Annotated in this window: 11 protein-coding genes; 8 read left to right on the top strand and 3 right to left on the bottom strand. The window is 63.1% G+C overall.

The window, feature by feature from the left end; all coding sequences use genetic code 11:
- Positions 1-98 precede the first annotated feature (98 nt).
- On the bottom strand, positions 99-3,248 hold the full coding sequence (locus tag AB7783_RS03475) for an autotransporter outer membrane beta-barrel domain-containing protein (protein ID WP_441276844.1): 3,150 nt from the start codon (positions 3,246-3,248) through the stop codon (positions 99-101).
- 395 nt (positions 3,249-3,643) lie between these two features.
- Between AB7783_RS03475 and AB7783_RS03470 the strand changes: the two genes are divergently transcribed.
- Positions 3,644-3,811 (top strand): hypothetical protein, encoded by a 168-nt coding sequence (locus AB7783_RS03470; RefSeq protein ID WP_439057829.1) that lies wholly within the window; start codon positions 3,644-3,646, stop codon positions 3,809-3,811.
- Positions 3,812-3,839: 28 nt separating this feature from the next.
- Here the strand turns inward: AB7783_RS03470 and purU are convergent, their stop codons facing one another.
- Entirely contained in the window at positions 3,840-4,700 is an 861-nt protein-coding gene (purU, locus tag AB7783_RS03465) for a formyltetrahydrofolate deformylase (RefSeq protein ID WP_089268114.1), read from the bottom strand.
- Between the two features lie 145 nt (positions 4,701-4,845).
- On the opposite strand from purU, the gene AB7783_RS03460 reads away from it, so the two are divergent.
- The 7 genes from AB7783_RS03460 (at position 4,846) to AB7783_RS03430 (ending at position 13,450) form a co-directional block, all read left to right on the top strand.
- On the top strand, positions 4,846-5,682 hold the full coding sequence (locus AB7783_RS03460) for a uroporphyrinogen-III synthase (protein ID WP_441276843.1): 837 nt from the start codon (positions 4,846-4,848) through the stop codon (positions 5,680-5,682).
- 61 nt (positions 5,683-5,743) lie between these two features.
- Positions 5,744-8,188, top strand: coding sequence for a CoA transferase (locus AB7783_RS03455; protein WP_441276842.1), 2,445 nt, complete (start codon positions 5,744-5,746; stop codon positions 8,186-8,188).
- Between the two features lie 128 nt (positions 8,189-8,316).
- Entirely contained in the window at positions 8,317-9,549 is a 1,233-nt protein-coding gene (locus tag AB7783_RS03450; protein WP_441276841.1) for a branched-chain amino acid ABC transporter substrate-binding protein, read from the top strand.
- Positions 9,550-9,751: 202 nt separating this feature from the next.
- Complete coding sequence (locus AB7783_RS03445; RefSeq protein WP_068738207.1) at positions 9,752-10,699, top strand: branched-chain amino acid ABC transporter permease; 948 nt, start codon at positions 9,752-9,754, stop codon at positions 10,697-10,699.
- Positions 10,696-12,009 (top strand): branched-chain amino acid ABC transporter permease, encoded by a 1,314-nt coding sequence (locus tag AB7783_RS03440; protein ID WP_441276840.1) that lies wholly within the window; start codon positions 10,696-10,698, stop codon positions 12,007-12,009. Before AB7783_RS03445 ends, AB7783_RS03440 begins: the two co-directional genes overlap by 4 nt.
- Positions 12,006-12,755 carry an ABC transporter ATP-binding protein gene (locus AB7783_RS03435; RefSeq protein WP_231077459.1) on the top strand — a complete coding sequence of 250 codons (750 nt, stop codon included), beginning with the start codon at positions 12,006-12,008 and terminating at the stop codon, positions 12,753-12,755. The genes AB7783_RS03440 and AB7783_RS03435 overlap by 4 nt, the downstream gene beginning before the upstream one ends.
- A complete protein-coding gene (locus tag AB7783_RS03430; RefSeq protein WP_089268120.1) occupies positions 12,755-13,450 on the top strand; it encodes an ABC transporter ATP-binding protein in 696 nt (231 codons plus the stop codon). The genes AB7783_RS03435 and AB7783_RS03430 overlap by 1 nt, the downstream gene beginning before the upstream one ends.
- A 199-nt stretch (positions 13,451-13,649) precedes the next feature.
- On the opposite strand, the gene AB7783_RS03425 is transcribed toward AB7783_RS03430, so the two are convergent.
- Positions 13,650-14,324 (bottom strand): Crp/Fnr family transcriptional regulator, encoded by a 675-nt coding sequence (locus tag AB7783_RS03425; RefSeq protein ID WP_441276839.1) that lies wholly within the window; start codon positions 14,322-14,324, stop codon positions 13,650-13,652.
- Positions 14,325-14,334: the final 10 nt, after the last annotated feature.

Below are 14,334 nucleotides of genomic sequence, written 5' to 3'. Positions count from 1 at the left end.
ACCGAAGGTGGTTCGGGTCGTTAGTTACCGATATCCCGGCTATCATGAAATAGCAGGTCGTAGGGCTGATTAGGCGAAGCCGTAATCCGCCCTACTCATCACCACTGATAACGCGCAACGCCCTTGCCGGCGTAGGAGCGCGTGACGTCGGAGAATTCGCCCTCGAAGGTGGCGGCCAGCGAGATGCCGCTGACGAAGCTCATTTCCGCCGAGGCCGTGGTCAGCGCCGCATCGCGTGCCGGCGCTGCGCCGGACACCGTGAACGAGGCGCCGGGCAGCGACTGGAACGTGGCGGCGATGCTGCGATCGCTGTTGAAGTCATGCGCCCATGCCGCGCGGCCACGCAGCGTCAGGATCGCATCGTTGACGGCGAAGGACTTATCGGTGCGCAGGCCGAGTTCGCTGCGGGTCGATGTCACTGTCTTGCCCGCGTAGTTCAGCGCAAAGGTGCTGGCGCCGCCATTGACGGTTTCCGTATAGGACGGCAGGTCGAATGCGATCACCTGCGCGGCGACATAGGGCGTCACGCCGACGCCGCCGAGCCATGAACTCACAGTGCGGTTACCGCCTTCGACCCGCGCCGAATAGGAATTCGCATTGAATTGCGCATGCAGGCGATCATTGAATTGCGCATGCAGGCGATCAAGGCCGGCGACGGTCACGATGCGATCGGTGGTGATGTCCTGCCAGCCATAGGCGGCCGCGGCGGTGATATAGGCAGACGACACGCTGTGGCGCACGAAGGCGCCCATCTGAAACATGTCCGAATGACCGCTGCCGCCATTGGCCACGGAGAAATTCGTGCCGGCGCCCGCGAGCGAGAATCCGGCCACCGTGTTCGGCGACAACAGCACATCGGCGCCGACGGCGGTGCCGCCGATGCTGCTGCGCGCGGTGTTCGATCCCGTCGCCGCATTACCGTCGGTGGTTTGCGATCCGCCGAAGCCGGAGGCCCAGACGCTCCAGCGTGTCTCGAAGGACGGCGCGCGCGGCAGCGCCTTGGTGAACATCGCGAAGGCATCACGCGGCTTGCGCGCATCCGCGTAGCCCATCGCGCCCGGCGTATCAAAGCCCCTGCCCGCGCTGAACGGATCGGTCATCATGCCCATGAACTGCGTCATGGCGTTGAATGTCGTCTGCTGCGATCCCGTCGCGGTTTCGCCGGAGGTCTGGGTCAGCGCGTTGCGCAGTGCATCGCCGGTGAGCGCAAACAGCGCGTTGAACTGGCTCGGCATCGTGCCGCCGCTCATCAGCGCATTGTCGATGGCGGTTGCGACGGCCTTCTGATTGCGGCCGGCACTGTCCGGCAGGTTCGGGCTGAGCAGGCCGGGATCGACGGTCAGCAACACGTCGTTGCCCACATAGCTCAACCGCGCATTGCGCGCGAAGTTGTTGACCAAGGTTATCGTGTCGAAGCTGCCGCTGATCGTGCCGGCATTGAGGATCGTATAGGTCGTCGTCGCGGCGATGCGCGCCAGCGGATCGACTGCGAGTTTGCCGGCCAGCGTCGCGGTGCCGGTGACGATGGTCTTGTCCGATGATGCTCCGGAGATCTGCACCAGATAGGTCGATGCAGCCGTCATGGTCAGGCTGCCAGTGACATTGAGCGTGCCGATCGAATTGCCCGGCGCCAGCACGCCGCCATTGATCAGCGTGTCGCCGACAAAGCCGTTGCCGCCGAGCGTACCGCCTGAATTCACCGTGGTCAGCGACGACGATGCGATCGAACCGTTGACGCTGAGCGTGCCGGCATTGATCGTCGTCGTGCCGGTATAGGTGTTGATCCCGCTCAGCACGGTGTTGCCCGCACCGGTCTTCACCAGTTTGCCCTGGTCGGCGCCGCTGTCGGAAATGACTCCGTCGAAGCTGTAGAAGTTCGAGCGATTGAAGATCAGCGTGCCGCCGTTGGCGACATCGCCGACAATCGAACCGGTGGTGCCGCCATTGCCGATCTGCAGCGTCGAGCAGAAGCAGATCGCGGTGCCGCCGGTATAGGTGTTGGCGCCGGTCAGTGTCGTGACGCCGGTGCCGTCGATCCACAGCGACATCTTCGCCGCCGCGCCATCTCTGATCACGCCGGCAAAGGTCGTGCTGCTGTTGTTGAGGCCGACGACCAGAACCGCATCGGCGGCGTTGGCATTGGTCACGCTGCCGGCGCCGGCCAGCGAGCCGATGAACTGGAACGGGCTGTCGAGGGCCAGCGTGGCGCCGGCCGCGATCGTATAGGCGCTGTCCGGGCTGAGCGAGCCGCTCGCGAGCAGCGTGCCGGCAAGAATATTGGTGGCGCCGGAATAAATGCTGTTGCCGGTGAGCGACAGTGTGCCGGCGCCGGTCTTGGTCAATGCGCCAGGCGTCCCGCCGCTGTCCGCGATATTGCCGGACAGTTCGAGAGTGCCGGTATCGACCTGCAGGGTGCCGCCGCCAGTGCCCAAAGCAATGCTGCGCGCCGATGAAAAGCCGGCAGTCGTCTGCAGCGTGCCGCCGGTGAAGGTCAGCGCCCCCGCTGCGCCGCCGAGATTGGCATCCTGCGCGACGCTAATCGTGCCGCCGGCAAAGGTCGTGCCGCCGGTGTAGGTGTTGATCCCGGACAGGATCATCGTGCCGGCGCCGGTCTTCACCAGCGAGCCGCCGGTGCCGCCGTCGGCGATGACGCCGGTGACGTTGGTGGAGAAGTTGTTGCCACCGACCGTCAACTCGTTTTGGCCCAGTCTGAAAGTGCCGCCGCCGTTGATCGAGCCGGCGCTGAGCTTGTTGTCGCCAAGGGGGCCGGTCGATCCGCCGAAATCCGTGGTACCCGCCGCGCCATTGGTGATAGCCGCGTTGCCGGCCGTGCTGGTGTTAATGAATTGCAGTTGGAAGTTGTTGGCGATGGTGGCACTGCCGGCCGTGCTGGAGTTGGCGAAAGTCATGACGCTGTTGTTGGTGATGTCGACTGAGCCGCCGTTGACGACGATGCCGGCGCCGACGAAAAAGAGACTGCTGCCGACGGTGAAGCTGTAAGCCGAAGCACCGGCATTGAAGGTCCAGCCGCCGAGGGTCGTAGAGGCCGAAAATGACAGCGCGGCGACGCCGGACGTGCCGAAGAACGCGGTGCCGGTCGGCACCGCGGCCGGACCCCAGTTCGCTGCCGTGTTGAAGTCGCCCGAGCCAGGCGCGCTCAGCCAGGTTGCGTCCTGCGCCGCCGCCGGCAGCGTCGTCAGGACCAGCGCCGCTGCGGTGACAAGGCGGGCGAGCCAGCAGCGCGCCACTCGTTGATTCAAAACCCGCATCGCTACCCGCCACCCGTTGCAATTTAACGCAGAGAGCGCGGTGAGTTCATGCACTCGAATCCAATATGGCATGATGCTACCGCGTCGTCGCCTCATTATTTCTCACCGCAAGCGACTGGATGAGCTGGCCAGCTTTTTGGCAGCGAGATTGCCGGAACACTGAGGCCGCCCGGCCACGCTCGGTAATATTCGACCATTGATTTGCCTTCAATTGTCGGCAAAACCCGTCGCAGATCTGCTATATTCCGCAGACCGCCTCAAATGATGTTGCCGCCATGCCAGTAGCCCGCCGCGTCCCCGTTTTTGTCTGTCTTGTGCTGTTGTCCTGCAGCCTTGGCGGTTGTGGCTCAATCAGTTCATTCATGGCCGGCGGCATGGCTGACCTGATCCCGGCATGGGCCGGCGGACTGCCAGCAGACGCGCCGCCGCGTCCGGGCTCTCCCGAATACGAAGCCTATGCGAAGCGGCACGAGCAGCAGCAGTCCGGCGCCATGACGGGGCCCGACCCCGCCACATCGCCCTCTGCAGAAGCCGTTCGCTGATCGCGCTATCGCGCCGCGACGGCGTCGCTCAGTTCATGAAAACAACGGTCTTCATGCCGTTGAGGATCACGCGATCCTCAAGGTGATAGCGCATGGCGCGCGCCAGCACGCGGCGCTCGATGTCGCGGCCCTTGGCCACCAGTTCTTCCGGCGTGTCGCGGTGGCTGATGCGCTCGACGTCCTGGTCGATGATCGGACCTTCGTCGAGATCGCTGGTCACGTAATGCGCCGTGGCGCCGATCAGCTTGACGCCGCGCGCGTGCGCCTGGTGATAGGGCCGTGCGCCCTTGAAGCCCGGCAGGAATGAATGATGGATGTTGATGCACTTGCCGGACAGTTTCGCCGACATCTCGTCCGACAATATCTGCATGTAACGCGCCAGCACCACGAGCTCGGTCTCGGTCGTGCCGACCAGATCCCAGATCGCCTGCTCCTGCTCGCGCTTGGTCTCCTTGGTGATCGGCATGTGGTGGAACGGGATGTCGCCGAAATCGAGATCCTTGAAGGCTTCGCGCGGATGGTTCGAGACGATCGCGGTCGGGATCATGTCGAGATCGCCGGTGCGCCAGCGATACAGGATATCGACGAGGCAGTGATCGGACTTCGACACCAGCAGCATGACGCGGCGACGCGTCGCCCGGTCCCGCATCTGCCAGTCCATCTTGAAGCGCTCTGCAATGGCCCCGAAGCCGGTCTGCAGCGCCGCCAGACCGACATTCACGTCGGCGGCGTTGAACACCACGCGCATGAAGAAGTGCCCGGTTTCGACATCGTTGAACTGCTGGGCATCGAGAATATTCTGGCCATTATGGGCCAGGAAGGTCGATACAGCGGACACGATGCCGGGGCGATCTGGACAGGACAGGGTCAGGACGAATTGATGGGACATGGGACGGGCTGATCTGCTTCAAGTGAACCGGAAATCGAGGCCCTGCTCTATCATCCGAAGCAAGCTTGCGCCAATCCAATTGGCGCGCTGCAATATGGACGTCATTGCCAGCGAATTAACGAACGAAAACAGGCAGAAAACGGATATGGCTGACAAGCTCAACGGTTATCGCATCCTGATCCTGGAGACCCGCGAGGAAGCGCAATTCTCCCGGCTGCTGACCGAACAGGGCGCCAATGTGCTGCAATGTCCGATGTTCACCATCGAGGACGCGCCGGATTCCGCCCCGGTCGAGGCCTGGATCGGCCGATTCATTGCTAACCCGTTCGACGACCTCGTTTTAATGACCGGCGAAGGGCTTCGCCGGATGATGAAAATCGTGCGTCAACGCGGCATCGAAAAAGAGTTCGTCGCCGCAGTCGGCAAATCCCGCAAATTCGCCCGCGGACCGAAGCCCGGGCGCGCCTTGCGCGAGATCGGCCTCGAGGCTGACATCACCACCGAGAAGCCGACCTCCGAAGGCGTCGCCGAAATGCTGTCGCGGCTCGATCTCAAAGGCCATCGCCTCGGCCTGCAGCTCTATCCCGAGAAGGACCACAGCGTTCTGATATCAGCGATCACCGCCTGCGGCGCCGAGGTCGATACGGTGCTGCCTTACGTCTACGACTCCAAGGCTGCTGAAACGAACATCCTCTCGGCCATCGACGAAATGGAAGCCGGCCGCGTCGATGCCATCGCGCTGACGAGTTCAGGTCAGGTGCGTCGCCTCGTCGATGCTGCAAAGGCGCATGACCGCGAGGATCAATTGCGCGGTGCACTTGCAAAGACACCGATCGCATCGGTTGGTCCGGTCGTGTCTGACGAATTGAAATCATACGGCCTCGAGGCCGACATCACTCCAGCCAATGATGCGTTCTTCATGAAGCCACTGATCTCGGCGATGTCGATCGCGCTCGACAAGGCTGCAGCGCGCGCCGAATGACTTGACGCCCGCATACATCTCGACATGATGCCCCGACACATAAAAAAATGATCGGGCGGAAATGCCAAACTTGCCATTATCGGATTTGCGTGTCGCGGAAATCGGATCCGGCGACACGCTGGATTACTGCGGCAAACTGTTTTCCGATTTCGGCGCCGAGGTCATCAAGATCGAACCGCCGGGCGGCGATCCTGCGCGGCACTATCCGCCGCTCGTCGATGCCGGCGACGGCCACCGCGAGAGCGGATATTTCGCCTGGCTGAATACCAACAAGCGCAGTGTCATCGCCGATCTCGACAAGTCCGACGATGTCGCGCGTGTCCGCGCGTTGCTTGCGACATGCGACCTGCTGATCGACGCACGCACGCCGTCGGAGATTCCTAACTCACTCCTGACGCATGATGATCTGCGCAAGGAGCAACCGGGCCTCGCGATCACCGCGATCTCGTGGTTCGGCGAACACGGCCTCTACAGCAATTATCAGACGACAGACTCCGTTTGTCGCAGTCTCGCGGGCAGTGTGAAGCTGGTCGGTGCGCAGGAAGGCCCGCCGGTGCTGCCGCGCGACGGACAGATCGCCGTCATGGCCGGCCTCACCGCTTTCATTCCGACGCTCGCCGGCATGTATGGTCGCAACACCGGCGCGCGGCGCTTTGCGGTCAGCGCACATGAGGCGATGCTGCAGATCAGCGAATTCGACACAGGACTCGCACTGGAAGTCGGCTTCACCCGGCCCCGCATGGCCATCAACCGTTTCGGCCGCGGCTATCCCGTCGGCAATTTCCCAACCAAGGACGGCTGGCTCGGCATCACGGTCGTGACACCGGCGCAATGGGCTGCGTTCTGCGTGATGCTCGGCCTTCCCGAACTGGAGACAGAGCCGCAGTTCAACGACGGTCTCGCGCGCACCAATAATTCCAAAGCGCTGTTCGATATCTTCCAACCCATCCTGATGCACAAGAGCGCAAACGAATGGTTCGAGATGGGCATCAAGCTGCGTCTTCCGCTCGCGGTCGTGCCGGACATGGAGACACTGCTGAAGCAGCAATACTACCGCGATCGCGGCGCCTTCGCGAAAGTCGAGATCGGCACGGCATCATTCGATGCGCCGGTGCTGCCGCAAACGCTGACCGGCTCGCGGCCGAAGCCCAATGGCCGCGCGCCATTTGCCGGCGACGACACGATCGACGCCCTGCTTGCGCATCAGCGCGTAGCGACGAGGCAGGCAACACCGGACGATCCGCAGCCGCTGAAAGGCCTGCGCATTGTCGATCTCACCATGGGCTGGGCCGGTCCATCGGCCACGCGGCAGATGGGCGATCTCGGCGCCGACGTCATCAAGGTCGAGTCCTGCCAGTATCCCGACTGGTTTCGCGGCACCGATCCACGCGGCCCGTATTTTCCGGAACGCACCTACGAGAAAATCTACTGGTTTCAGCAGATGAACCGCAACAAGCGCGGCATCACGCTGGATCTCACCAATCCCCGCGGCAAGGAGCTGCTGAAGCAATTGCTCGCCGGCGCCGATGCGGTGATCGACAACTATGCCGCCGACGTGCTGCCACGCATGGGCCTCGATGCCGCAGCCATGCACAAGATCAATCCGCGTCTCGTGGTGGTGACGATGCCCGCCTTCGGCATGACCGGTCCATGGAGCGGCGTGCGCGCCTATGGCTCGACGCTGGAGCAAGCTTCCGGCCTGCCGTCAGTGACCGGGCGTGAGGGCGATCCGCCGACCATGCTGCATGCCGCGCTTGGTGATCCCTTCGGCGGCGTCAGTGCTGCGGCGGCATTGATGCTCGGCTTCATGCATCAGAAGAATACCGGCCTCGGCCAACACATCGATCTCAGTGCGACGGAAGCCCTGCTGCCTCTTGTCGCACCCTCGGTCATCGAGCAATCAGCCACCGGCAAATCCGGCCCGCGCATCGGCAACCGGCATCCGCGCTTCGTGCCGAATGGTTGCTTTCCCTGTCTTGGCGAAGATCAGTGGATCACCATTGCCGTGCGCAGTGACGACGAATGGCGAGCGCTGTGCAAGGTCATGCATCGCAACGACCTGGCTGAAGATGCTGCACTTGCCACCACCGAGGGACGCCGCGCCGAAGAGGACCGTATCGAGGTCGCGGTCCGGCATTGGACGACGACCGTGCGGCCGGATCTGGCCATGGTGACGCTGCAGGACGCCGGCGTGCCCGCGGGTACCGCGCGACTGCCGCTCGATCTGGCCGGGGATCCGCACCTGCTCGCAGTTGGACATTGGCAGCCGGTGACCAAGGTATTTATGGGCCCGCATCTACTGCCCTCCGTTGCCTATCGCGAAGGCAGTGCGAAACTGCCCTACCCGATCACCCGGCTGGCGCCGACGCTCGGCCAGCACAATGAGGAAGTCCTGCGCGATCTCCTGGGCCTCAGTGCCACCGAAATCGACGAATTGCGCGCCGCGGAAATCATTGGCGACGCTGCGATATCCAAGAAAGCGAAGGCCGCGCCTACGACCAAGTGAGGCAGCAAGTGAGGCTTGCAGCTTCTACCGCCATGGCTCACACTCCCGGCATAAGGCCAGCGACGGATGGATCAAAAGATTCGGCGTCGCGACAACGGCCAGCACAAATGCTTCCAGGGAGAAACACCATGCGCAAACTAGCCCTCATTGCGTCTATTGCGCTGCCGATGCTCGGCGGCACGGCGATGGCGCAGGAGACCGTGAAGATCGGTTATATCGATCCACTGTCCGGCGGCGGCGCCAGCGTCGGCGAAGTCGGCCTCAAGACCTTCCAGTTTCTCGCCGACGAGCTGAACGCCAAGGGCGGCATTCTCGGCAAGAAGGTCGAGATCGTCCCGCTCGACAACAAGACCAATCCGCAAGAGAGCCTGATCCAGGCGCAGAAGGCGATCGATGGCGGCATTCGCTACATCACCCAGGGCAACGGCTCGTCGGTCGCCGGTGCGCTGTCGGATTTCGTCACCAAGTTCAATGAGCGCAATCCCGGCAAGGAAGTCCTGTACTTCAACTATGCCGCCGTCGATCCGGTTCTGACCAACGAGAAATGCAGCTTCTGGCATTTCCGCTGGGATGCCAATTCAGACATCAAGATGGAAGCGCTCACCAACTACATCAAGACCGTGCCTGCGGTGAAGAACGTCTACCTGATCAATCAGGACTACTCGTTCGGTCAGTCGGTGCGCAGCCAGGCGCGCGCCATGCTCGGCGCCAAGCGACCCGACGTCAAGATCGTCGGCGACGAACTGCATCCGCTGCTGAAGATCACGGACTTCGCGCCCTATATTGCGAAGATCAAGGCCTCCGGCGCCGACAGCGTCATCACCGGCAACTGGGGTCAGGATTTTGCCCTCTTGCTGAAGGCTGCGGCTGACGCAGGCCTGAAGGTGAGCTGGTTCACCTATTATGCCGGCGGCACCGGTGGCCCGACCGCGATCAAACAGGCCGGCCTGAATCATCAGGTATTCCAGATCGCCGAAGGCATCCCGAATCTCGGCCACGCCTCGGCCGACGTGTTCGAAAAGGCACTGCGCGCCAAGTATGACTTCAGCCTGTTCTATCCACGCGCCGTGAACGAGATGCGCATGTTCGCCGCGGCCGCCGAAAAGGCCAAGTCGCTCGATCCGGTGAAGGTGGCTGCGGCCCTCGAAGGCATGGAGTTCGAGGTGTTCGACGGCGGCAAGGGCAATATGCGCAAGGACGACCATCAGTTCTTCCAGCCAATGTACATCGCCTCGTTCGGCGAGCGTACCGACAAGGAGCCGTTCGACGAGGAAAAGACCGGCTGGGGCTGGAAGCTAGCCGCCAAGATCGACACGCCGCAGACGGTGCTGCCGACAACCTGCAAGATGGAACGGCCGTAAGCCCTGCCTTCTCCCCGCCTGCGGGGAGAAGGTGGACCGAACTTGCAGAGCAAGTTCGGGACGGATGAGGGGGACTCTCAGTTTCACTCACTGTCTCCCCCTCACCCGGATTGCTGCGCAATCCGACCTCTCCCCGCAAGCGGGGAGAGGTTAAGACGCCGCCGCACTCCGGCACACTCCTCACCCGAGAGGCAGATACTTCGTGCTTGAACTGATCGTCATCTCCACGCTCAACGGCGTTCTGTACGGCATGCTGCTGTTCCTGATGGCCTCGGGCCTGACGGTGATCTTCAGCATGCTTGGCGTGCTGAACTTCGCCCATGCCAGTTTCTACATGCTCGGCGCTTTCTTCGGCTTTCAGATCAGCCGTTGGTTCGGCTTCTGGCCGGCGCTGATCCTTGCGCCACTGCTGGCCGGCGCGCTCGGCGCCGCCGTCGAACGCTACGGCCTGCGTCACGTTCACAAGAACGGCCACGTCGCCGAGCTGCTGTTCACCTTCGGGCTTGCGTTCGCCATTGAGGAGATCGTGCAGATTATCTGGGGCAAGAGCCCGGTCGATTTTCGCGTACCGCCGCTGCTCGACTTCCCGGCCTTCACGCTGTTTTCCACCAACTACCCGGCCTTCAAGATCTTCATGCTGGTCGTCTCCATCGTGATCTTCATCGGATTGCTGGTGGTGTTGAAGCGCACGCGCATCGGCCTGATCGTGCAGGCGGCGCTGACCCATCCGCATATGGTCGGCCATCTCGGGCACAATGTCGGGCGTATCTTCATGCTGGTGTTCGGCGTCGGTACTGCGCTCGCCGCCGTCGCCGGCGTGATCGCAGGCCCGGCGCTGGTGACGCAATCCAACATGGCCGGCTTGCTTGGTCCGATCCTGTTCGTCGTCGTGGTCGTCGGCGGCCTCGGCTCGCTACCTGGTGCCTTCATTGCCTCATTGCTGATCGGCCTCGTGCAGACCTTCGCCGTATCGATGAACGGCTCGCTGGCCGGCGCCTTCGGCCCGCTCAGCCCCGACTACGCCGCCACATGGCTCTCCGATATCTGGAACGTCACCGTCGCCCAGATCGCGCCGATCATGCCCTATCTACTGCTGGTGCTGATCCTGATCTTCCGCCCGATGGGCCTGCTGGGAACACGCGACACATGAGCGACGCCACCGCCAAGATTCCGGCAACCATCGCGCCGCCCCGTCCCGCCGCCTCCGACCGGCTGAAATTCTACGGCATCTGGATCGGCGCCGCGCTGGCGCTGCTGGTGCTGCCGAAACTGTTCTCGTCGGGCGGATCGCTGACCACTTTCAGCCTGATCGGCATTTCGATCATCTTCTCGCTGTCCTACAACATCCTGCTCGGCCAGACCGGCATGCTGTCCTTCGGCCACGCGGTCTATTATGGCCTCGGCGGCTTTCTCGCGATCCACGCCATCAACATCATCGCCAGGAACAAGTTCGCGATCCCGCTGCCGCTGGTGCCGTTGGTCGGCGGCGCGGCTGGCCTCGTCTTCGCCATGCTGCTCGGCTGGGTGTCGACCCGGCGCTCCGGTACGGCCTTTGCGATGATCTCGCTTGGCGTCGCAGAACTCGTCGCGTCGTCAGCGCTGATCCTGCGCACCTTCTTCGGCGGCGAAGCCGGCGTCTCCGCCAACCGCACCAAGGTGCTGCGCCTGTTCGACTGGAGCTTCGGCCCGCAGATCCAGATCTATTATCTGGTCGCGGCCTGGACGCTGATCGCCGTCATCGCGATGTACGCCCTCACCCGCACACCGCTGGGGCGCATGTGCAACGCCGTGCGCGACAATCCCGAACGTGTGCAGTTCGTCGGCTACGATCCGCACATCATCCGTTATATCGCCTTCTGCTTCTCCGGCCTGTTTGCCGGCATAGCGGGCGCGCTGGCCGCGATCAATTTCGAGATCGCCAATTCGGCCTATCTCGGCGCCGTACAATCCGGCACCGTGTTGTTCGCCACCTATATCGGCGGCGTCGGCTTCTTCATCGGTCCGATCGTCGGCGCGATCTTCGTCACGCTGCTGTCGCTCGGCCTCTCCGATCTCACGCAGGTCTGGCAGCTCTATTTCGGTCTGATTTTCATCGCCGTGGTGATGTTCGCGCCCGGCGGCATCACCGGCCTTCTGATGATGCATCGTCCATTGCTGAAAGGCGGCACGCTCAGCCGCGTGCTGCCGAGCTATCTCGTCGCCTTCATACCGACGCTGGCGATGATCACCGGCCTGATGCTGGCGATCGAGACCACTGTCCACTTCACCGTCAATCCCGGCGAGGATTCACACATCAAAGCCTTCGGGATTCCATTCGATGCAGCGAACCCTGCGATCTGGGCCGTTGCCGCCGTGCTGCTGATCGGCGGCTTCATCATCGCGCGCAAGACCTGGGCGCGCGTCGCCGGCAGTTGGGACGATGCCCTGACCGCGGCGCGCGAGAAGGGAGTGGCCGCATGAGCACCGCCATTGAATTGCGCGGCGTCGAGAAGACCTTCGGCATCACCTCCGTGATCCGCAACGTCAACCTGACGGTCGCCCAAGGCGAACGCCACGCGCTGATCGGCCCCAACGGCGCCGGCAAGTCGACGCTGTTCAATCTGATATCAGGCTATATGAAGCCATCAGTCGGCAGCATCCTGCTGCGCGATCAGGTGATCTCCGGCCTGCCGCCGTTCCAGATCAACCGCCGCGGGCTATCGCGCAGCTTCCAGGTCACCAACGTGTTCGCCAAGATGAGCGTGTGGGAGAACCTGCGCTGCGCCGTGCTATGGGCGACCGGGCATCGTTACGCGTTCTGGAAGAATGTCGACAACCTGCCCGAGGTGCGCGACCGCACCGCGCAGATCCTGCAGGATATCAACCTCGTATCGCGCCGCGACGTGCCCGCGGGTCTTTTGACCTATGCCGAACAGCGCGCGCTCGAAATCGGCATCACCATTGCGGGCGGCGCCGATGTCATCCTGCTGGACGAGCCCACCGCCGGCATGAGTCACGCCGAAACCGAGCGTGCCGTGGCACTGATCCGGCGGCTGACCGAGGGGCGAACGCTGCTGATCGTCGAGCACGACATGAGCGTGGTGTTCGGCCTCGCCGACCGCATCTCGGTTCTGGTCTACGGCCAGATCATCGCCTCGGGCACGCCGGAGGAAATCCGCGGCAATCCGAAGGTCAAGGAAGCCTATCTCGGCGAGGAAGTGGCGTGATGCTCCAAGTTCAGGACCTGCACGCCTATTACGGCAAGAGCCACATCCTGCAGGGCGTCGATCTGCATATCGATGCCGGCGAGGTCGTCAGCCTGCTCGGCCGCAACGGCGTCGGGCGCTCCACCACCGTGAAGGCCATCATGGGTGAAGTGCCACCACACGGCACCATCACCTTCAAGGGCGCCAATATCGCCGGCCTGCCGAGCTTCAGGATCGCGCATCTCGGCCTCGGCTACGTGCCGGAGCATCGCGACATCTTTCCGGGCCTCACGGTGCGGCAGAACCTGATGCTGGGGATCAAGGATCCGCGTCATCCCGGCAAGTGGAAGCTCGATGACATGCTCGGCATGTTTCCGAACCTCGCCGCGCGCGCCGATACCGCAGCGGGCGTGCTGTCCGGCGGCGAGAAGCAGATGCTGACGATCTGCCGGACGCTGATGGGCGATCCTGAACTGGTGATGATCGACGAGCCCACCGAAGGCCTCGCGCCGATCATCGTGCAGCAGGTCGGCGATCTCATCGCCGAGATCGCACGGCGCGGCGTCGCGATCCTGCTGGTCGAGCAGAAGCTGTCGATCGCGCTGCGCATCTCGCACCGGGTCTATGTGATGGGCCACGGCCGTATCGTGTTCGAGGGCACGCCGGCAGAGCTCAAGGCCAATGACGCCGTGCGCAGGGAATGGCTGGAAGTGTAAGCGCCGACTTCCTTACCTCGCCCCGCTTGCGGGGAGAGGTCGATGTCCGCATGCGAAGCATGCGGGCGTCGGGTGAGGGGGAATCTCCACATGCTTCGAGCCCGGTGAGAGTCCCCCTCACCCGACCGCGCTTCGCGCGGCCACCCTCTCCCCGCAAGCGGGGAGAGGAAACGCGCCACCGCTGCGTCCTAGCCACGGCCTAGTCGCCGTAGCTGCCCAGCCTTTCAAGATCGACCACTGTCACGCCGCCATATTCGAGCCGCAGCAGACCCTCCTTCTCCAGCGTCTGCAGGCACTGGTTCGCCCTCTGCCGCGAAATGCCGCTGATGGCACCGAGCTCTTCCTGGGTGATGTCCAGATGGCGGGCCGCGTCGCGATAGAGGATCGGGTTGAACAGCGAGGCAATGCAGCGCGCGAGCCGCCCGGTAGAATCGAGCCTGCGGCCATATTCAGTCAGTGCGATGAACTGACCGAGCCGTTCGTTCAACAGCGAGACCAGGAAGCGGTTAAAGCCGACACTGTTCTCGAACAGCCACATGAATGCCGGACGCTCCATGAACGCCAGCTTGGAGTCGCGTAGCGGCACAATGTCGTAACGTCGCGGTTCGTTCTTCAGCACGCTGCCCTCGCCGAACCACGCGCCCGCCGTCAGGCCGGTGATGCTGACTTCCTTGCCGCTGCGCGAGATGGTGCCGATCTTCGCCAGACCGCTCACCACACCGGTCCAGTATTCGAACTGGTCGCCGCGCATACAGACGAATTCATTCGCCTTGAACGACTTCTCGACGATGCCCGCGCGCGCGACCTCGATCTCCTTCTCGTTCAGGTCCCGCGCCCAGGCCGCGATGCGCTTGAGATGATCTGCAGCAATCATAGGGTCCGCT

It is taken from the genome of Tardiphaga sp. 172_B4_N1_3 (assembly GCF_052076035.1).
Taxonomy (GTDB): Bacteria; Pseudomonadota; Alphaproteobacteria; order Rhizobiales; family Xanthobacteraceae; genus Tardiphaga; species Tardiphaga robiniae.
The sequence above is the reverse complement of the archived record's forward strand: the minus strand, read 5'-3'. Positions and strand labels throughout refer to the sequence as shown.

Excerpts from the sequence above, each read along its gene's own strand:
- AB7783_RS03470 (WP_439057829.1), top strand. The coding sequence starts at position 3,644 with ATGGCTGACCTGATCCCGGCATGGGCCGGCGGACTGCCAGCAGACGCG.
- purU (WP_089268114.1), bottom strand. The coding sequence starts at position 4,700 with ATGTCCCATCAATTCGTCCTGACCCTGTCCTGTCCAGATCGCCCCGGC.
- AB7783_RS03460 (WP_441276843.1), top strand. The coding sequence starts at position 4,846 with ATGGCTGACAAGCTCAACGGTTATCGCATCCTGATCCTGGAGACCCGC.
- AB7783_RS03455 (WP_441276842.1), top strand. The coding sequence starts at position 5,744 with ATGCCAAACTTGCCATTATCGGATTTGCGTGTCGCGGAAATCGGATCC.
- AB7783_RS03450 (WP_441276841.1), top strand. The coding sequence starts at position 8,317 with ATGCGCAAACTAGCCCTCATTGCGTCTATTGCGCTGCCGATGCTCGGC.
- AB7783_RS03440 (WP_441276840.1), top strand. The coding sequence starts at position 10,696 with ATGAGCGACGCCACCGCCAAGATTCCGGCAACCATCGCGCCGCCCCGT.
- AB7783_RS03435 (WP_231077459.1), top strand. The coding sequence starts at position 12,006 with ATGAGCACCGCCATTGAATTGCGCGGCGTCGAGAAGACCTTCGGCATC.
- AB7783_RS03430 (WP_089268120.1), top strand. The coding sequence starts at position 12,755 with ATGCTCCAAGTTCAGGACCTGCACGCCTATTACGGCAAGAGCCACATC.
- AB7783_RS03425 (WP_441276839.1), bottom strand. The coding sequence starts at position 14,324 with ATGATTGCTGCAGATCATCTCAAGCGCATCGCGGCCTGGGCGCGGGAC.